General features: G+C 58.2%; 18 protein-coding genes and 3 pseudogenes. 12 read left to right on the top strand and 9 right to left on the bottom strand.

Annotation, left to right across the window (positions count from 1 at the left end; genetic code table 11):
* The first annotated feature begins 175 nt into the window (after nucleotides 1-175).
* From AC3WMT_RS26175 to AC3WMT_RS26135, 9 genes are all read left to right on the top strand, one after another.
* Nucleotides 176-706: a thiamine pyrophosphate-binding protein gene (locus AC3WMT_RS26175; RefSeq protein WP_041481079.1), complete on the top strand. Its 531-nt coding sequence runs from the start codon at nucleotides 176-178 to the stop codon at nucleotides 704-706.
* The gene (locus AC3WMT_RS26170) at nucleotides 694-1290 is read left to right on the top strand and encodes a thiamine pyrophosphate-dependent enzyme (RefSeq protein ID WP_103307108.1); all 597 of its coding nucleotides are present in this window, start codon (nucleotides 694-696) and stop codon (nucleotides 1288-1290) included. The genes AC3WMT_RS26175 and AC3WMT_RS26170 overlap by 13 nt, the downstream gene beginning before the upstream one ends.
* A gap of 68 nt (nucleotides 1291-1358) precedes the next feature.
* Complete coding sequence (locus AC3WMT_RS26165; protein ID WP_103307107.1) at nucleotides 1359-2522, top strand: acyl-CoA dehydrogenase family protein; 1164 nt, start codon at nucleotides 1359-1361, stop codon at nucleotides 2520-2522.
* A 61-nt stretch (nucleotides 2523-2583) separates the two neighbouring features.
* Nucleotides 2584-3786 (top strand): CaiB/BaiF CoA transferase family protein, encoded by a 1203-nt coding sequence (locus tag AC3WMT_RS26160; RefSeq protein WP_177431469.1) that lies wholly within the window; start codon nucleotides 2584-2586, stop codon nucleotides 3784-3786.
* 48 nt (nucleotides 3787-3834) lie between these two features.
* On the top strand, nucleotides 3835-4584 hold the full coding sequence (locus tag AC3WMT_RS26155) for an electron transfer flavoprotein subunit beta/FixA family protein (RefSeq protein WP_103307106.1): 750 nt from the start codon (nucleotides 3835-3837) through the stop codon (nucleotides 4582-4584).
* Nucleotides 4585-4586: 2 nt separating this feature from the next.
* A complete protein-coding gene (locus tag AC3WMT_RS26150; protein ID WP_492578005.1) occupies nucleotides 4587-5516 on the top strand; it encodes an electron transfer flavoprotein subunit alpha/FixB family protein in 930 nt (309 codons plus the stop codon).
* Nucleotides 5517-5535: 19 nt separating this feature from the next.
* A complete protein-coding gene (locus AC3WMT_RS26145) occupies nucleotides 5536-6378 on the top strand; it encodes an HTD2 family dehydratase (RefSeq protein ID WP_103306994.1) in 843 nt (280 codons plus the stop codon).
* Nucleotides 6375-7199 carry an HpcH/HpaI aldolase/citrate lyase family protein gene (locus tag AC3WMT_RS26140; protein ID WP_103306993.1) on the top strand — a complete coding sequence of 275 codons (825 nt, stop codon included), beginning with the start codon at nucleotides 6375-6377 and terminating at the stop codon, nucleotides 7197-7199. The genes AC3WMT_RS26145 and AC3WMT_RS26140 overlap by 4 nt, the downstream gene beginning before the upstream one ends.
* A gap of 167 nt (nucleotides 7200-7366) precedes the next feature.
* Complete coding sequence (locus AC3WMT_RS26135) at nucleotides 7367-7963, top strand: TetR/AcrR family transcriptional regulator (RefSeq protein ID WP_103306991.1); 597 nt, start codon at nucleotides 7367-7369, stop codon at nucleotides 7961-7963.
* A gap of 32 nt (nucleotides 7964-7995) precedes the next feature.
* Here AC3WMT_RS26135 and AC3WMT_RS26130 read toward each other — a convergent pair whose 3' ends face one another.
* The 4 genes and pseudogenes from AC3WMT_RS26130 to AC3WMT_RS26115 form a co-directional block, all read right to left on the bottom strand.
* A complete protein-coding gene (locus AC3WMT_RS26130) occupies nucleotides 7996-8637 on the bottom strand; it encodes an alpha/beta hydrolase (RefSeq protein ID WP_103306989.1) in 642 nt (213 codons plus the stop codon).
* Nucleotides 8630-9787, bottom strand: a complete 1158-nt coding sequence (locus AC3WMT_RS26125; RefSeq protein ID WP_103306987.1) for an MFS transporter — start codon at nucleotides 9785-9787, stop codon at nucleotides 8630-8632. The genes AC3WMT_RS26130 and AC3WMT_RS26125 overlap by 8 nt, the downstream gene beginning before the upstream one ends.
* 188 nt (nucleotides 9788-9975) lie before the next feature.
* Nucleotides 9976-10188 (bottom strand): annotated as a pseudogene (locus AC3WMT_RS26120) (DUF3363 domain-containing protein); the annotation flags it as partial.
* A 149-nt stretch (nucleotides 10189-10337) separates the two neighbouring features.
* Nucleotides 10338-10682 carry a hypothetical protein gene (locus AC3WMT_RS26115; protein ID WP_256583599.1) on the bottom strand — a complete coding sequence of 115 codons (345 nt, stop codon included), beginning with the start codon at nucleotides 10680-10682 and terminating at the stop codon, nucleotides 10338-10340.
* Between the two features lie 27 nt (nucleotides 10683-10709).
* Here AC3WMT_RS26115 and AC3WMT_RS26110 point away from each other — a divergent pair, with 27 nt between their 5' ends.
* Nucleotides 10710-10838 (top strand): hypothetical protein, encoded by a 129-nt coding sequence (locus AC3WMT_RS26110; protein WP_256583598.1) that lies wholly within the window; start codon nucleotides 10710-10712, stop codon nucleotides 10836-10838.
* On the opposite strand, the pseudogene AC3WMT_RS26105 reads toward AC3WMT_RS26110, so the two are convergent.
* From AC3WMT_RS26105 to AC3WMT_RS26085, 5 genes and pseudogenes are all read right to left on the bottom strand, one after another.
* Nucleotides 10820-10927 (bottom strand): annotated as a pseudogene (locus tag AC3WMT_RS26105) (hypothetical protein); the annotation flags it as partial. The gene AC3WMT_RS26110 and the pseudogene AC3WMT_RS26105 sit on opposite strands and share 19 nt — an antisense overlap.
* Nucleotides 10890-12089: pseudogene (locus AC3WMT_RS26100) on the bottom strand (cation:proton antiporter domain-containing protein). The pseudogenes AC3WMT_RS26105 and AC3WMT_RS26100, both read right to left, overlap by 38 nt.
* Nucleotides 12062-12205: a hypothetical protein gene (locus AC3WMT_RS26095; protein WP_371919338.1), complete on the bottom strand. Its 144-nt coding sequence runs from the start codon at nucleotides 12203-12205 to the stop codon at nucleotides 12062-12064. The pseudogene AC3WMT_RS26100 and the gene AC3WMT_RS26095 overlap by 28 nt, the downstream one beginning before the upstream one ends.
* A 195-nt stretch (nucleotides 12206-12400) precedes the next feature.
* Nucleotides 12401-14641 carry a putative bifunctional diguanylate cyclase/phosphodiesterase gene (locus tag AC3WMT_RS26090; RefSeq protein ID WP_103306985.1) on the bottom strand — a complete coding sequence of 747 codons (2241 nt, stop codon included), beginning with the start codon at nucleotides 14639-14641 and terminating at the stop codon, nucleotides 12401-12403.
* Entirely contained in the window at nucleotides 14638-14952 is a 315-nt protein-coding gene (locus AC3WMT_RS26085) for a hypothetical protein (protein ID WP_146041290.1), read from the bottom strand. The genes AC3WMT_RS26090 and AC3WMT_RS26085 overlap by 4 nt, the downstream gene beginning before the upstream one ends.
* A gap of 740 nt (nucleotides 14953-15692) precedes the next feature.
* Between AC3WMT_RS26085 and AC3WMT_RS26080 the strand changes: the two genes are divergently transcribed.
* Entirely contained in the window at nucleotides 15693-16151 is a 459-nt protein-coding gene (locus AC3WMT_RS26080) for a metallophosphoesterase family protein (protein WP_103306982.1), read from the top strand.
* 72 nt (nucleotides 16152-16223) lie between these two features.
* On the top strand, nucleotides 16224-18608 hold the full coding sequence (locus AC3WMT_RS26075; RefSeq protein WP_103306980.1) for a DUF3772 domain-containing protein: 2385 nt from the start codon (nucleotides 16224-16226) through the stop codon (nucleotides 18606-18608).
* The last annotated feature ends 5 nt before the right edge of the window (nucleotides 18609-18613 follow it).

The raw sequence follows: 18613 nt of genomic DNA, 5'->3' as shown, positions 1-18613 counted from the left end.
CCGACTAAGGCCATTCTCGGCCTAACAGCTATCCATCCTGGAGATAGCAAAAAGCTCCTCGCAGCGCAGTGAAAGCTATGCCGAACGGGCATATCTCAAAGAGAAAAATGGTAGTCGTCTGTACCTTCCTTTGACTTCATGATGAGGCAAAACAAGAGCAGCACTGGAGACAACCATGTCATCGCAAGAAGCTGAACAAAGCTGGCAAGAAGATGTTTTTCGCGTCCTCAAAGCTCACGACGTCAAGCACGTAGTGTTCGTCCCGGACGCCGGCCACTCGGCCGCCATTCGCATGTCCTACGAGGATCCTGATATCAAGGCAGTCGTCCTGACCACCGAAGAAGAAGGCATTGGCTATCTGGCCGGCGCTTGGCTCGGCGGTGAGCGTGGTGCACTGCTGATGCAGTCAAGTGGTGTGGGTAACTGCATCAATACCCTGGCCTTGCAGAACTGCGCCGGTTTCCCCCTGCTGATGGTCGTCACCATGCGAGGCGACTGGGCTGAGTTCAATGCGTGGCAAAACCCGATGGGGCAGGCTACTGAGGCATCCTTGCAGTTGATGAAGGTGATGACCTGGCGTGCAGACGTGCCCGAAGACGTCGCGCCACTGCTGCATGGCGCAGCCACTATGGCCTTCAACGGTGATTCCGCCACTGCCCTGCTGCTTGGTCAGCGTCTGATCGGAGAAAAGAAATGGGTCAAGTAAGCGCTAACCACACCCTGTGCCGTCGTGAAGTGGTACGCACCCTGCTAGCCGATCGTAACGACGTGTTGGTCGTCACCGGATTGGGCTCTGCATCCTACGATGTAATGGCTGCAGGTGACCATGACGGCAATTACTACCTCTGGGCGGCTATGGGCAGCGCGATCACAGTGGGCCTGGGCTTGGCCAACGCTCAGCCGGACAAATCAGTAGTGGTAATCACCGGTGACGGAGAGTTGCTGATGGGCTTTGGCGCACTGGCCACGGTTGCGTTGCAAAAGCCCGCCAACCTAACCATCGTCGTGCTGGACAACGGCCACTTCGGCGAGACCGGCATGCAGGTAAGCCATGCCGGATTCGGCATCAAGCTCGACCAGGTCGCACAGACCTGCGGTTTCAGTTGGACTACCGAAATTCGTGAGATGGAAGGAGTGCATGACCTGCGCGAGCGTTTTGCCACGCGTGAAGGGGTGAAGCTGGTCACAGTGAAGATTAAGGCTGAGAACCCGCCACGGGTGCTGCCGCCGCGTGATGGCCATTTCATCAAGAACCGTTTCCGCGCTGCCCTCGGCTTCCAGCCTCTCTGACCGTGTTGGAGATAGGCTTGCGGCCGAACCACGATGACGCTGCAAGCCATCTCGCCTGGAGAACAATAATGAGCGACTACGATAACGAAGAACTCAATGCCATCCGTGAAGGCGTTCGCGCCCTGTGTGGTGAATTCCCTGCCGAGTATTGGCGCAAGATCGATGAGCAAAAGGGTTTCCCGGAGTCCTTTGTCAAAGCCATGACCGAAGCGGGCTGGCTCTCGGCGATGATTCCAGAAGAATATGGCGGATCGGGCCTGGGCCTGACAGAGGCTTCGGTGATCCTAGAAGAGGTCAACCGCTGCGGGGGTAACTCCGGCACCATCCATGGCCAGATGTACAACATGTTCACACTGCTGCGTAACGGTAGCGAAGAGCAGAAAAGCTACTATCTGCCCAAGCTGGCAAGCGGCGAGCTACGGCTGCAGTCGATGGGGGTTACTGAACCCACCACCGGGACCGACACCACCAAGATCAAAACCACGGCGGTGCGCAAGGGTGAAAAGTACGTGATCAATGGTCAGAAGGTGTGGATCTCACGGATCCAGCATTCCGACCTGATGATTCTGCTGGCCCGTACAACACCTCTCGCCGACGTGAAGAAAAAATCCGAAGGCATGTCGATCTTCCTCGTCGACCTGCGCGAAGCCATCGGCAACGGCCTGACCGTGCAGCCGATCGCCAACATGGTCAATCACGAAACCAACGAGCTGTTCTTCGACAACCTGGAGATCCCTTCCAGCAGCCTAATCGGCGAAGAAGGCAAGGGTTTCCGTTACATACTTGATGGCCTCAACGCCGAGCGTACCCTGATCGCCGCGGAATGTATTGGTGATGGTCGCTGGTTCGTCGAGAAGTCCAGCCAGTATGCCCGTGACCGCGTAGTGTTCGGCCGACCGATTGGTCAGAACCAGGGCGTGCAGTTCCCGATCGCAGAGGCGCATATCGAGATCGAAGCCGCCGACCTGATGCGCTGGCGCGCCTGTGAAGAGTATGACAGCGGCAAAAATGCCGGGGCCGCCGCCAACATGGCTAAGTATCTGGCAGCCAAGGCCAGCTGGGAAGCCGCTAACGCATGCCTGCAAACCCACGGTGGCTTCGGCTTCGCCAACGAGTACGACGTAGAGCGCAAGTTCCGCGAGACCCGCCTGTACCAAGTCGCGCCGATCTCGACCAACCTTATCTTGTCGTATGTCGCTGAACACCTGCTGGAGTTACCCCGCTCGTTCTGATTGAAGTCGCCCCATGCCGCCCAAACGGCTGGGGCCTGCCATGACAAGAGAGATAACAACCATGAGCCAGCCCACGGGCATCCGCCCACTCGACGGGATCACCGTCATCAGCCTCGAACACGCTATTGCCGCGCCCTTCTGCACCCGCCAACTGGCCGACCTCGGCGCCCGGGTGGTCAAGATCGAACGGCCAGGTGTCGGCGATTTTGCGCGCGGTTATGACCAGCGGGTCAACGGACTGGCCTCCCACTTCGTCTGGACCAATCGCTCAAAAGAAAGCCTCGCCCTCGACCTCAAGCAGAAGGTGGCCGGCGACATTCTGGACCAACTTCTGGAGCAAGCCGATGTGCTGGTGCAGAACCTCGCACCGGGCGCCGCTGCACGCTTGGGCCTGTCGTTCGAAACGTTACATGCACGCTTCCCGAAACTGATCGTGTGTGACATTTCAGGGTATGGTGCCGGCGGTCCCTACGAGCAGAAGAAAGCCTACGACCTGTTGATACAGAGCGAAGGCGGGTTCCTCTCGGTCACTGGCGGCCCTGACGACGATCAAATGGCAAAGGCAGGTAACTCGATTGCCGATATCGCCGCCGGCATGTATGCCTATACCGGCGTACTTTCTGCCCTGCTGTTGCGTAGCAAGACAGGTGAAGGCAGCCATGTCGACGTATCCATGCTGGAAAGTCTGGTGGAATGGATGAACTATCCACTGTACTACGCCTATGAGGGTGCGACGCCGCCGCCACGCGCGGGGGCAGCGCACGCCACCATTTACCCTTACGGCCCCTTCCCTACCGGCGATGGCAACACCATCATGCTAGGGCTGCAGAACGAGCGCGAATGGCGGCTATTCTGCGAGCAGGTCCTGCTGCAGCCCGAGCTCGCCGACGATGAGCGGTTCGCGGCGAACTTCAAACGGGTGGAAAACCGCGACCGCTTACGCACGCTGATCGTCGAAGCGTTTGCCCAGCTCGACTTAAACACCGTGATTGCCCGCCTTGATGGTGCCAGCATCGCCAATGCTCGCGTAAATGATATGCAAGGAGTTTGGCAGCATCCACAACTTCAGGCTCGCAAACGCTGGCGCCAAGTGGAGACCCCCAAGGGCAAGATTCCCAGCCTACTCCCTCCTGCCAGCAGCAACGCCTTCAGCCCGCGCATGGATGCGGTGCCTGACCTGGGTGAGCACAGCGCGAGCATTCTCGCCCAGCTTGGCCTGTCTGCCCAACGTATTGAGGAACTGCGCAGGTGCGGGGTCATCTGACCCCTTTTTTTTCAGTCTTAGAACAATAATGAGTGAGTCATACTGCCCATGAAAGTGCTGGTCGCAATCAAGCGTGTAGTCGATTACAACGTCAAGGTTCGCGTCAAGGCGGACAATTCCGGCGTAGACCTCGCCAACGTCAAGATGTCGATGAACCCGTTCTGCGAAATCGCAGTGGAAGAAGCCGTACGCCTGAAAGAAAAAGGCGTTGCGACTGAAACCGTCGTCGTCTCCATCGGCCCGTCCACCGCTCAGGAACAGCTGCGTACCGCACTGGCTCTGGGTGCCGACCGTGCCATCCTCGTCGAATCCGCTGAAGATCTGACCTCGCTCGCCGTGGCCAAGCTGCTCAAGGCCGTGGTCGACAAGGAACAGCCTCAGTTGGTGATCCTGGGCAAACAGGCCATCGACAGCGACAACAACCAGACCGGCCAGATGCTCGCTGCACTGAGCGGCTACGGTCAGGGCACTTTCGCCTCGAAAGTCGAAGTCTCCGGCGACAGCGTTGCCGTGACCCGCGAAATCGACGGCGGCGCGCAGACCGTCTCCCTGAAACTGCCAGCGATCGTCACCGCCGACCTGCGTTTGAACGAGCCGCGCTACGCGTCCCTGCCAAACATCATGAAAGCCAAGAAGAAGCCTCTCGAGACGCTGACTCCGGATGCTTTGGGCGTTTCCACCGCCTCCACCAACAAGACCCTGAAAGTCGAAGCGCCGGCTGCACGCAGCGCGGGCATCAAGGTCAAGTCGGTGGCTGAACTGGTCGAGAAACTGAAAAACGAAGCGAAGGTAATCTGACCATGACTATCTTGGTAATCGCTGAACACGACAATAAAGTGCTGGCCCCGGCCACGCTGAACACCGTGGCCGCTGCTGCCAAAATTGGCGGCGATATCCACGTACTGGTAGCAGGTCAGGGCGCTGGCGCCGTGGCAGAAGCCGCTGCGAAAATCGCTGGCGTGAGCAAAGTCCTGAACGCTGACAACGCCGCTTACGCGCATCAGCTGCCGGAAAACGTTGCGCCACTGGTTGCAGAGCTGGGCAAGGGTTACAGCCACATCCTGGCTGCCGCCACCTCCAACGGCAAAAACATCCTGCCGCGCGTTGCTGCTGCGCTGGACGTTGACCAGATCTCCGAGATCATTTCGGTGGAAAGCGCTGACACGTTCAAGCGCCCGATCTACGCGGGTAACGCCATCGCTACCGTGCAATCGACCGCTGCGATCAAAGTGATCACCGTGCGTGCCACCGGTTTCGACCCGGTGGCTGCTGAAGGTGGTTCGGCTGCCGTTGAAGCAGTCGCTGCTGCTCACGACGCTGGCATCTCCAGCTTCGTCGGCGAAGAACTGGCTAAATCCGATCGTCCAGAGCTGACCGCTACCAAGATCGTCGTTTCCGGCGGCCGTGGCATGCAGAACGGCGACAACTTCAAACACCTGTACGCTCTGGCCGACAAGCTGGGCGCTGCCGTGGGTGCTTCGCGCGCCGCAGTCGACGCAGGTTTCGTACCGAACGACATGCAGGTCGGTCAGACCGGCAAGATCGTTGCGCCACAGCTGTACATCGCCGTCGGTATCTCCGGCGCGATCCAGCATTTGGCCGGTATGAAAGACTCCAAAGTGATCGTTGCGATCAACAAGGACGAAGAAGCGCCGATCTTCCAGGTGGCCGATTACGGCTTGGTGACGGACTTGTTTGAAGCAGTCCCGGCACTTGCCAGCCACCTTTGAACGAACGAGGACACGCAGAATGACAACACAAGACCTCAGCGCTTGGATCGGTCGCACTGAAACCAGCCAGGATCGCATCACACATAACTTGGTCAAGCGCATCGCCGCGACCTTGAGCGAACCGGCACCTGGCCCAGGCGATGCCCTGCCCTTGCTCTGGCACTGGGCATTCTTCCAGGACACCGTCGACGCTGCAGGCCTGGGTAGCGATGGCCATCCTGCACGCGGTGGCTTCTTGCCACCTGCGGACGACCGCAACCGCATGTGGGCAGGCAGCCGTCTGAAGTTCCTTTCACCGTTGCGGGTGGACGCCGAAGTTTCGCGGCGCTCGACCATCCTCAATGTACAAGACAAACACGGCAGAACCGGCTCACTGCTGTTTGTCACGGTAAAGCACGAATATGTTCAGGAGGGGCGTGAAGTGCTGGTCGAGGAGCAGGATATCGTCTACCGCGAGCCATCTCCGCCCAAGCTCGCCGGCACCGAGGCAGCCCCTGAAGGCGCTTGGCAGGAGGCAATCATTCCCGATGCGACGCTTCTATTCCGCTATTCGGCAGTCACCTTCAATGGCCACCGGATCCACTACGATTGGCCATATGTCACTGAGGCTGAAGGCTATCCAGGGTTGGTGGTACATGGCCCACTGATCGCGACGCTCAGCCTGCGCGCGTTCCAGCAGGCCAACCCGGCTGCGATAGTTCGCAGCTTCAATTTCCGCGGCTTGCGCCCGCTGATTTCACCCGAGGCATTCGAGGTGGGTGGCCGGCTGACGGACGCCGGCAAGGCGCAGATCTGGGCAACCGCAGAGGCCGGTATGGCGCAATCCGGCGAAGTTGAGTTCACTACAGGAGCTGCATTATGAGCCAGTCAGTCGTACGCAGTGCCCTGTTCGTGCCTGCCAGCCGACCGGAACGCATCCCCAAAGCGCTGGCAAGTGGTGCAGATAGGGTGATAGTCGATCTTGAGGACGCAGTCGAGGAGAGCGCCAAGGAGCAGGCCCGGAACAACCTCGATACCTTCCTGGCGGAGCACCCGCAGGCCCAAGTGCTAGTCCGCGTCAACGCACCTGAGCACTGGTCACATGAGGCTGATCTGAACCTATGTAAGCGTCATCCGGGAGTGCGCGGCATTCTGTTGCCTAAGGCCGAGACAGTCGAGCAGGTTCGCTCAGCATACTCGACGGGCAAGCCTGTGTGGCCGATTATCGAAAGCGCGCGTGGGCTCGCCGCATTGCCCCAACTGGCGACGAGCGCCGGCGTTGAACGATTGTCTTTCGGCAGCCTTGACCTAGGGCTCGATCTGAATCTGCGCAGCGGTAGTGAAGCCGCCGAGCAAGTGTTGGCGCACGCGCGCTACGCCATCTTGCTGCACACGCGAGTAGCGAATCTTGCCGCACCATTGGACGGAGTGTACCCCTCCATTCACGACACCGACGGCTTGTGCCGGCACACCGAGTTCGTACGCGACATGGGATTTGGCGGCGCACTGTGCATCCATCCCAGCCAGGTCAGGTTAATTCACCAAGCGTTGCGGCCAACGTCAGCCGAGGAGCACTGGGCACGCCGAGTTATAGCGGGCGCCGAAGGTGGTGCCGGGGTGTTTACCCTTGACGGGCAAATGGTCGATGCGCCCGTAATACTGCGTGCTCGTGCAACGCTTGCGCGCATCACGCAAGACGACTGAGCAGAGCGGTTTGTCCCAGGCAGGCTACTTCTGCGGATGTGAGAAACCCGGCAGCCTGCAAGGCTATTCCTAGTTTGGAGGTAAAATAATGAAAAAGAGCTCTTCACGTAACCGCTGCCGCCGCGCTGTCTGCTGGTTACTGCGTGCCCTTTCCAGAATGCCAGCCTATGCCTGAAGGCGCGCGCACGCAGAATTGCCCGGACTTCCTGTTGGAGGCGGCTCGCGAACTAATGGCCGAACAGGGCTACGGCGCTATGACCATGCGCCAACTAGCCGCTCGTGTTGGCCTGCAACCCGGCAGCCTCTACCACCATATCGTGAGCAAAGAGGACCTGCTGCTTGATGTTCTGCTGAACACCCTTGCTCATCGGCTGGAGGCTTGGAAAAGTGGCCCATATACACGTGACCTGCAGGGTTACCTGAGCTTTCTCCTGGCGCGTCAACGCTCTCATCCCTGCGAAGAGCTACTGCTGCGCCATGAGTCTAGACATGTCAGAGCAAGCCACCGCATCTGGTTAGCGCAGGCGCTTGATAGGTTGCAGGCGCCGTTGCATCAGGCGATAGAACAAGGGATAAGTACCGGGCATTTCAACGTGCAGGATATCCCCAGCGCAATCGCGGCGATTTACGCATTGATTGACACTACCGATGGCATGCGCAACCGACCGATGCCGGTTGATGAAGCATGGATAGAGGCTTGGATCGTACGGATGAGCATCGCACTGTTGTCGTGCCCCAACGCTCCTGAACGCAACGCACTGTGATGTCAACGATTCTAGGCAATACTCATCGTTGATCAGAATGCGTGGTCCAGGTGCGTCGCCACATGCTGGGCGACTTGCGCCAGGCAACCTTTAAAAAAGTGATTGCTACCTGGAAACACCACCACGGTCCGACGCTCCGGCCTCGCCCAGTCAAATAGGTTTGCCAAGGGGGCCATTTCGTCCTGTTCTCCATGCAGCAGGAGACACTCGGCAGGCAATGCCAGCGGTTCGTACAGCCTTCCACCAGGTACGAGTCCAACCGGCAACCCCAAAAGAGCTACCGCGTGCAGTCTGTTGTTGAGCGCACACGCCACCCGTGCATACACATGGGCGCCAAATGAAAATCCGACCAGGGCGATGGGCAGCTGTGGGTATAAGTGCTGAAGGTGATTGACGACGATGATGCTATCTTCGCTTTCACCGATGCCTTCGTCATGCGCACCGGTGGATTTACCTACACCACGAAAGCTCGGGCGTACCACTCGCCATCCTTCTGCATTGAGTTTGCGTGCCAGCGTTAATGGCACCAGATGATGCGGGCTACCGCCCAGCAGCGGTTGGGGATGACTCACGAGTACGATTCCCTTTGGGGGGCAGCTCGGCTCATCGATTATGAGTTCGATCAGGCCCGCGGGACCTTCAATCAAATGCTCTCTTCGTTTTTCATCAGCCATCGTGACTTTCCTCTACTGCTGCTTTATCCGCCGCGCTAGAACGTTGCAGAAACCTTAATATCAGACCCACCAGAACCACGTTTATCACGGCCAGACTGCACAGCGTGACAAGGACGCCCGTCGCTCCGAAATGCTGCATCAAGTAGCCTCCGGCCAAGGGGGTCAACGCTTGGCCAATCAACGAAGGGCGCGACATCTTGCCCATCAGCGCCACGTACTGCGATGCGGGCATCAATACCAGCGGCAGCATTCCTCGGACGATCGCACGCAATCCGTTGCCGAGACCGTACAACACTAAACCGACGGCCGTAGCGCCCGGCGCGAAGGCAACCAGTACTACCCCGAGTGCAACCAGCATCGCCGACACCAGCGCCGTCCAGATCGGATGACGCTTGCCTGCAATCATTTGTAGAACACGTGAAGCCACCTGGCTCGGGCCTAGCAGAGACGACAGTGCGATCGCTGCTGTCAATGAGTAGCCAAGCCCTTGGAGCACGGTTACCAATTGCACAGAGATCGCGGTCATAATTATCGCGCCCAGCGCGAAGATCCAAATCAACAGCAGGTATATGCGCTTGTCTACCGGTGGGTTGTTTTGCTCGCTGGTGCCCCTGATCCGACGCAACTTGCCGCCGCCTGGCAATACGATCAAATACAAGGGGGTCGAGAGCAAAAGTAGTACTGCGTATCCAACGCATGTCCCTCGCCAGCCCACGTGCTCGATGGCCGATGCAACTAGCGGCCAGGTCAGGGTGGTTGCGAATCCGGAGATCAGCGTGATACCGGTAATCGCCCTGCCAGCTCGCTCCGCATACAGCGCCCCGAGTGTGGAAAACAGCGCTTCGTAAAGCCCCGCGGCCATGCCGATACCAATAACGGCCCAGGCCAGCAGGAACACCGGCAAGGTATGACAGGCAGCGGCGATCAACAGTCCTAGCGCGACTAACAGGCCACTGCAGGCTAACTGCAAACGGCCATCGAAACGCGCCACCAGGCGACTGGAGAGAGGCGCTAACAGCGCTGAGATCATAAGGCTCAATGACAATGCGCCATAGACCCACTGGCTGCCCCAGCCAGTGTCGCAAATGATCGGCTCCCCCATAACGGCGAGCAGAAAGAACGAACCGCCCCAAGCCAGAATCTGCAGCATGCCCAGGCAAAAAACGCCTCGGCTCCCGGGAAGACGAACTTCAGCGTCCACGATAAACCTTCATTAAATCATTCGGATCGAATCGCAAGCAGGGCCGACGACGGGAAGCAGCACGGATGGATGCTCATGGCGCGAGGCTATCTTAAAGTGCTTGCTCGGCAGGTGCTAAACAATGTGGGCATATCAGGTAACCGTTGCTCGATCGCCGGCTTCCACTCCACCTGCGAGAACCTCACAACTAATCGCGAGCATTACGCTACGCTAGTAGATGCCGGCCACGCGATGCCTATCCGACTTCAGACGGTGCTCCAGGCCGGTTTCGGTGGCAATGTCCCTGGCTGCCTACATCAGCCTCCGATTGACAGATTTCCCAGCAGATTCCGAGCGAGGATGACCCGCTGCCAGTCGCTGTTCAGCTCTCATCTATACCTAATCGCAACATGTGGTGCAGTGAATCGCTCCAGTTTTTGTAGGAAAGAACTGACCGCTTTTAGCCGTTAGCGGTCAATGTGGATCACGTTGTCAACCGGTGAGCTCTCATTGCGTACAGTTAGCACTCGTCAAGTGCAAATCCAAAGTCGTCGCTGGACACCTGACACGCTTCGTCTAGCCGCTGGCGCAATGCGGCAGTCAACTGCCGCTCCACTTCCCATGGATCCGACAAGGCAGCGAGTTGCGGTGCCAATTGAGGCGACATACTCATCAGCGAATGATTGAGCGAACGTGCCGTTTCAAAAGCGGCCTTCTGCACGAAGCTGATCTCGACCAGTTCACCCTGCGCCTTGCGAAACTCCATCTCAGCCATCCGCGCCAGATAGTGCTCTCGATGCGCTCGTGCTTTCTGAAAGTCCGGAGTCTGCCCTTGCGCAGGATCAACGGGCGGCGGCGCAGCCATTTTGGTCGACTCGGATTGAGCTGCGACATGGCTGTACACATCACGCTGAAGCCGATCCTGTTGGTGGCGAGCAGCGACGGCAGCCTTGCTCGGATCAGCGGTATCGCGGGGGCGCCGGCCGCCTGCAATATTTCATGGCGGGCGCCATCGCCGTAATAGACCTTGAAACAATAAGGTGTCACGGCGCGGATGACTTCCGGATCTATATCAATGATGGAAATTTTCGCCCCCTGAGCCAGCGGCACCTGGCAGGCTATCTGCCCTACCCGGCCGAAACCGATGATAAGTACATTGCCTTGCAGATTCTGTGCGACTTCCACGCCATCCATGGAAACGGTCTGCGCGCGAGCAAAACCGTTTGTAGAGCAACAAGTTCACCGGAGTAAGCGCCATGGAGAGCACCACAATAGCCGTCATATTGGCGTTGACTTCAGCACTGATCACCCCGAGCTTGAGCGCTTCGGCAAACAGCACAAAAGCAAATTCGCCGCCCTGCGCCATCAGCACGGCTCGGTCCATCACATCGCCGTGACCGCTTTTCGCCAGGCGCGCGACCCCATAAATACACAGCGCCTTGACCAGCATCAGCGACAGCACACCAGCGACGATGAGCCTCCATCCGTTGATCACCGCCTGCAGATCCAGCGACATGCCTACGCCGAGGAAAAACAGTCCCAACAGCAGGCCGCGAAACGGCTCTATGTCGGCTTCCAACTGGTGACGGAATGTTGATTCCGACAGGAGCACACCGGCCACAAAAGCACCCATCGCCATTGACAGACCGCCGAGTTCCATCAGCAGCGCCGCTCCCAACACCACCAGCAGCGCGGCGGCAGTCATGACTTCGCGCGCTTTGGTATGGGCCAATATTCGAAACAGGGGATCGATCAGCCACAGTCCGATGGCCAGCAATGCCCCCAGCGACAGCGCTGCGGTACCGATACGCTGCCAAAGGGGAGACATGAGTTCATGCACCAACGCGGTGGGCGCCAGAAATGCGACCAGCGCCAGTAGCGGCGCTATCATCAGATCTTCAAACAGCAAAATGGAAACGATGCGTTGCCCCCGAGGTTCGGAGATGTCACCGCGCTCCGAGAGAACTTGCATAATGATGGCCGTGGAGGAGAGTACAAAACCCGCCGCGCTCACAAATGAAACCTGCCACGAGAAACTAAAGGCCATGCCGACAAAAGGTGAGCAGGACAGCGCAGACTACCACCTGCGGCTACCCAGCCCAAAGATCTGCCTCCGCAGCTCCCATAGGTGCGAGGGCTTCATCTCCAGGCCAATGACAAAAAGAAACATCGCCACACCCAGCTCGGCCACATCAACGATGGTGTGGGGATCATTGATCAGTTGCAGTCCGAAGGGACCAATTATCAATCCCGCCGCCAGATAACCGACCACTGGCCGAGCCCGATGCGTTTGAGCAACGGCACTGCCACCACGGCGGCGGCAAGCAAAATCACGACACTCAGCAATTGTCCTGCATTGCCTTCAGCGACCATGGCATTGACCCTCATCCCACATCAGGACCGGTAATGCGTCCACGGCCAGGCGTGTTGAGCAGAGCTTGGGTCTAAAGCGCTCTGTTTCCCAAACGCTTCTGCACCCAGCAAGAGATCCTAAGCGCTCACCAGGAACGCTCTAGGACAGAAGTGGCAACTGAAGTGTAGTTCAGGACAACCGGACTCGTTTAAATCTGCGAATTCGCCTGTTCAAACCTGCGAACAGACAAGACCGGGCGTCAGGGACCGGGATTCGCGTAGACTAATGAAGGCCTCGAGGTCTGCACTGGGCATCGGTTTGGCAAAGTAATACCCCTGAAAAATATCGCAGCGACTGCCCTTCAGGAAATCGATTTGAGATTTGGTTTCCACACCTTCGGCGACCACCCTCAGGCTGAGGTGATGGGCCATGGAAATAATGCCTTGGGTGATCGCTGCATCGTGATGGTCGGTAGCGATATCTCTGATGAAAGAACGGTCAATCTTGATCTTGTCGATGGGTAAGCGTTTGAGGTAGCTGAGGCTGGAATAACCGGTGCCGAAATCATCGAGCGCAATGCGTACACCTAGAGCCTTGAGCTGGTGCAACGTGTCGATCGCCTGCTCAACGTTATGCAACAAGAGCGACTCGGTAATCTCCAGTTCCAACTGCCCTGCGCTAAGTTCGTACCTGTTCAGCACTGCCTGGATACACTCGACGAACTGCCCACGCTGGAAATGTATCGGCGAAATATTCACGGCCATCGAGATGCCTGTGATGCCCTGCTCGCCCAGCTGCCGCAACTGCGCGCAGGCGGTATCGAGTACCCAAAGGCTCAGCGGGATGATCTGACCACTGTCCTCTGCCACCGGCACAAACACCGCCGGTGAGATAAATCCTTTTTCCAGATGATTCCAGCGCAGCAGCGCTTCGATCCCGACCACCCGGCCCGTGCGTGCGTCTATCTGCGGTTGGTAATGCAACTGGAACGATTGAGTTTCGATAGCCTTTTGCAGGTCATTGCGCAGGCTCGCGTGCTCGCAAACACGTTGATTGAGGTCGCTGGTGTACCACTGAAAGTTGTTGCGCCCTTTCTGCTTGGCTTTGTACATGGCCATGTCCGCCTGCTGGATCAGTTGCATCGGCTGCTCGATGTGGCCATCGCTCAGGGTGATGCCGACGCTTGCACTCACATGCAGGTCAATACCCTGGATGCAGTAGGGTCTGGCAATGCTGGCCATCATGCGCTCGGCTACGGGTACAGCGTCCTCGTCACGAAGTAGGTCAGGCAGCAGCACAATGAATTCGTCACCGCCCATGCGCACGATGGTGTCACCGAGACGAACTTGCTTGGTCATACGTTGCGCCACCTCGATCAGCACCTGATCGCCAAAAAAATGCCCGATCGAATCGTTGATGGATTTGAATCCATCCAGATCAATGCACATCACCGCCAGACGCCGATTACGCCGACGACTCTTTTGGCAATCCAGAACCAGTCGCTCTTCAAGCGAAACACGGTTAAGCAAACCGGTCAGCCGATCATGGCTGGCGTTGAAGCTCAATTCGCGTTCGAAATGTTTCTGCGCGCTGATATCCCGGGCAATGCCGAATACTCCGACAATTTCTCCGTTGACCATGATGGGCAGGTTGGAGATATCCATAGTCAACAGTTGCTGATTTTCGTCGCGAAGCTGTGCCTCGAAGCGCTGAGTCGCTCCGGCACGGGCTGCACAAAAATGCTGACTGACCCGTTGCAGATCCTCATCGAGCACTAGATGGGAAAAGTGATGACCAATGAAGTTGGTTGCAGTGTGTGGTTTCAGCTTCAGTCCTGCAGGATTCACACTCTGAATGTTGCCGGCCAGATCGAGGGCGAACACCGGGTTGGGGTTATAGGTGAACAATGAACGAAACCGTTGTTCGCTTTCCTCCAGTCGCCGACCGTCACGCTCATGGCGGATCGCAATGACTGCCAGCTGGGCGGCAAAGACCAGTTGTTGAATCTGTGCCTCGTCCGGCGCATGGATACTCTTTTGGTACAGGGCAAATGTGCCCAACACAGTTCCTTGATGGGAGAGCAAAGGAACTGACCAGCAGGAACGCAGGTTATGCCCCAGCGCCAGACTGCGGAAGCGTTCCCAGTTCGGGTCCAGGGCGATGTCTTCGGTGACTACAAGCTCGCGCCGGAAAGCTGCGGTGCCGCAGGTCCCTTCCTGCGGACCAATGGCCATGCCATCTATCGCCTCGCTGTACTCGATCGGCAGGCCGGGTGCCGCGCCGTTGAGCAAGTGTTTGCCCTCGGCATCCGCCAACAGGATAGAGCAGTAGGTTTCGGGAGTCTGTGTGTCGAGCATCTGGCAGATGGCGCAGAGTACATCGCCCAGATGCTGATCGGTCGCAATCATGCCGAGAATGTCACGTTGCGATTGGGGGAAGGTCTTGCTCTGAAAGCTTGGACGAGGATTCATGGTAATTCCTGAAGACTCTCGATTCGTCCGGTCTTCAGAGAGCCAGAAACAGTGGCGGGCCGATCACTGTCCACTTGTGCGTCGGATACACACTCTATAGAGCGTTGCCCCGGTAAAAACAGGCTCAGATCCAACAAAAAAAACAGGATCACATTGTTGCCGTCTGGCTGACTTCGCTTTCTCGACTTTTGGAAATCCGCCCTTTTACGGACGTTCACGACACCGCAGGTGGCCAGATCGAACGCTGCGATTTTCAAGCCTGATTGTTCACCCGTGGCGACGGCGTGGGCGATGCCAAGACGACGCCGCACCCTAGCGATTTCGTCCGTGCCCTACAGACCGCTCTACTGGAGTCCCGTCATACTGCCTATGGCCGAAAGCAGTCATTTGTGGACGGCAGCTATCGGCCAAAAGCGGACATCCATGTGTCTAAAGTTGTCGCAAGGATAAGCGCCGAGTTGCAGCGGCTTGCTAAGCTTTGCCCGATCGTCTACCAAAGTGAAACTCTCGGTCATGATGGTATAAGAGCACCCACGCCTCTGATTCTGGAAATACAACTAGATCATCCGAGGACGGATAGCAGAACTCCGGCCAGAAAGATATGAACACCTCCCATGTTGTGCGCAAGGCTGTCTCTGCATCCCAAGAAAGTGATACCGGCTGCTCTAGATGTGGCTGGAGTTGTTTCAGCCAATTGGAGCAAACCTCCGACGCGGCCTCTTCTGCGTTGGATATTTCAGGACGTAACTCGATGCTCAAGCTATGATTGCCCAAAAACTTTAGCGCTCGATTGTGCAGCTCCCTCGCCTCCTCAGGCAGCACTACCTGCATCTGCACGAGGATTTCCTCTGGCAACACCGCATACGCTGGGTCGATCCAGCGCCACGCTAGTTTATGATCCTGGATACGCATTAACTGAGCACCTAACTATAGGGTGGTAACACAAGTGAAATTTATCAGCAGTGTGTTCTTGGTTATTAGTTAAGCACTTTCGTTCATAGGCGTCTGCTTCTGGCCGAAAGCAGCCCCATTCCCTGCTAATCTCCCCCTCATGAAAACCGCCATCATCTCCGACACCCACGGCCTCCTCCGCCCCGAAGCCCTTACCTTCCTCCAAGGCGTCGACCTCATCATCCACGCCGGCGACATCGGCAGCCCTGAAATCCTGGACCGACTAGCCGAAATCGCCCCACTCCACGCCGTACGCGGCAACAACGACATCAACCTCCCCTGGGCCGCCGCCCTCCCCGACCACCTCACCTTCAACCTCAACGGCTGGCAAACCCTGCTGACCCACGACATCGCCGACGTCCCCAGCGACCTCGACCCCACCATCAAACTCATCATCACCGGCCACTCCCACAAGCCTTTGATCGAATGGCGCGGCAATCGCCTGTACCTCAACCCCGGCAGCGCCGGTCGCCGTCGTTTCAAACTCCCGGTCACGCTGGCCTTGCTCGACGTCACTCCAGACGCCTTGCAACCCGAGCTGATCCACCTGCTCCCCTGAAACTTTTCCTCGAACCGCGGCCTGATCACCTACCCTCATAGACTGTGTGATCAATTCGGGTCCGTCCTTTCCATGCGCAACACATTGAACTCGCTGTTTTTTATCGCACTCATCCTGCTCGTTTCGGGCGGCTCTTCACCGTGGGCGGCGGATCTGCCCGCGCCTTCCGAGACCGCAGCCGCGCCGTTGCCGGTGATCAATCAAAGTGACTTGCAGGCGCTGCAACAGCGGCTCGATGGGCTCAAGCAGCAGATTTCGTCGGCGAACAATTACAACCAGCTCGAAGGGCCGCAGGATCGGGTGCAGGCGTTTATTCTGGATGTCGATCGGTTGTCGGCGTCGTTGTTGCCGCAGCAGGCGCAACTGGCGGTGCAGTTGGGGGTGTTGGGGGCGGCGCCGGATACGGGGGTGGCGTCGGAGCAGGCGGATATCATCGCGCAGCGGGCGTCGCTGGCGGAGCAGAAGAACAAGGTCGATGCGACGCTGAAGAACCTGGCGGCGTTGAAGCAGAGTGCGGCGGATCTGATTACGCAGATTGCGGGGATCCGGCGCACGTTGCTGGAGAGTGAGCTGACGCTGGGCACGGACAGCGTGTTGAGTCCGCACTTCTGGTCGCCGCTGGTCAATCCTCGTGATGACGATCGGCAGCGTTTGCGCTTTTTTGTCGGCCAGGTGGGCGATACGTGGGCCACGGTGTGGGCGCCGGGGCAGCGGTTTTACACGACGGTGCTGGTGTTGCTGGCACTGCTGATCTGGACAGTCGGGCGCAGGCTGGCTGATCGGGGCCTGACGTGGTTGTGTATTCATCGCATGCCGGAGGGGCGTGTGCGGCGCAGTGCGTTGGCGTTTGCTTCGGCGCTGGCGACCATCGTCACCACGGGAATTGCCCTGCAGATCCTGTTTTACGCCTGCACCCGGCACGCGCCTTTGCCGCCGGTGCTGGAGACGTTTTCCGAGGAGTTTGCCAAGGTTGTCTATGCCTGCGTGCTGATCACCGGGCTGAGCCGCGCGCTGTTGTCGACCAGGCATCCGTCGTGGCGGCTGCCAGCGATTGCCGATCCTGTGGCGCTGGCGTTGAAGCCCTACCCGCGCATTCTTTCCGGCACCTTGCTGGTGCTGGTGACGTTGGTGCAGGTCAGCAACGCCACCGGCATGAGCAGCCAGATCGTGATTGCCGGACGGGGCGTGATTGCGATGGTGGTGATGGTCATCGTCGTGACGATGCTGCTGCGCGTGAGCAAAGTGCGCAAAGGCTTGCTTGCCGCCAATGATCCGCAGGCGACGGGCAACACCTTTGCCGGGGTGATCTACACCGCTGTCAGTCTGGCGATGTTTGTCTCGGCCGTTGCCCTGCTCACCGGTTACGTGTCGCTGGCGCGGTTCATCACCTATGAAGTGGTGTGGGCTTATATCGTGCTGTCGGGTTTTTACTTGCTGATCCAGGTCATCAAGGACGGTTGCGAGTACGTGTTCTCGCCCAAGCATTCAAGCGGCAAGGCGCTCAAGCAGTTGCTGGGCATTGGCGATCGACGGCTGGATCAGATTTCGATTCTGCTCTCCGGGGTCAGCCGCGCCGGGCTGTTACTGCTAGCAGTCATCGCGCTGTTTGTTGGCGGCATCGGCACGACGCTGGGGCAGTTGTTCCACAACATCATGGCGATCCTCGGTGGTGCTGGATTGCGCAAGTTGAACATCGTGCCCGGGCATTTGCTCAACGCGGTTTTGGCGCTGTTGATCGGCATCTACCTGATCCGTGCCTTGAGCCGTTGGCTGGACAACGAGTTCCTGCCCAAGACCGATATGGACCCGGGCATGTGCGCGTCGTTGAGCACGCTGTTTTCCAATATCGGTTATGCGCTGGTGATCCTGCTGACACTGTCGTCGCTGGGGGTGCAGTGGACCAATCTGGCGTGGATCGTCAGTGCACTGTCGGTGGGTATCGGCTTCGGTTTGCAGGAGATCGTGAAGAACTTTGTTTCGGGTCTGATTCTGCTGACCGAGCGCCCGGTGAAGGTCGGGGATCTGATCAGCATCAGTGGCGTTGAGGGCGATATTCGCCGGATCAATGTGCGCGCCACGGAGATTCAGTTGAGCGACCGTTCGATTGTAATCGTGCCCAATTCGCAACTGATCTCGCAGAACCTGCGCAACGTTACCCTGGGTGGCAGTGCTCAGGGTGTGGCGTCGCTGGAGCTGATGTTTCCGCTGGATATCGATCCCGAGCAAGTCAAGGAACTGCTGCTGAGCACTTACCGGGAGAACGAAAGCATCCTCGACAAACCGGCGGCGTTCGTGCGTTTCAGCAAGTTGTCGCCGGAGGGCATTACGCTGACCATCACGGGGTATGTGGGCAGCCCGAGGATTGTCGGGGTGACCAAGAGTGATTTGTTGTTCGAGATTCTCAAGCGGCTGGGGGCGGCGGGGATTGAGTTGGCCAAGCCGCCAGCCAGCGCCTGAACAGA

Source organism: Pseudomonas sp. FW305-7 (assembly GCF_058786735.1).
This window is presented reverse-complemented; position numbering and strand designations above follow the sequence as displayed.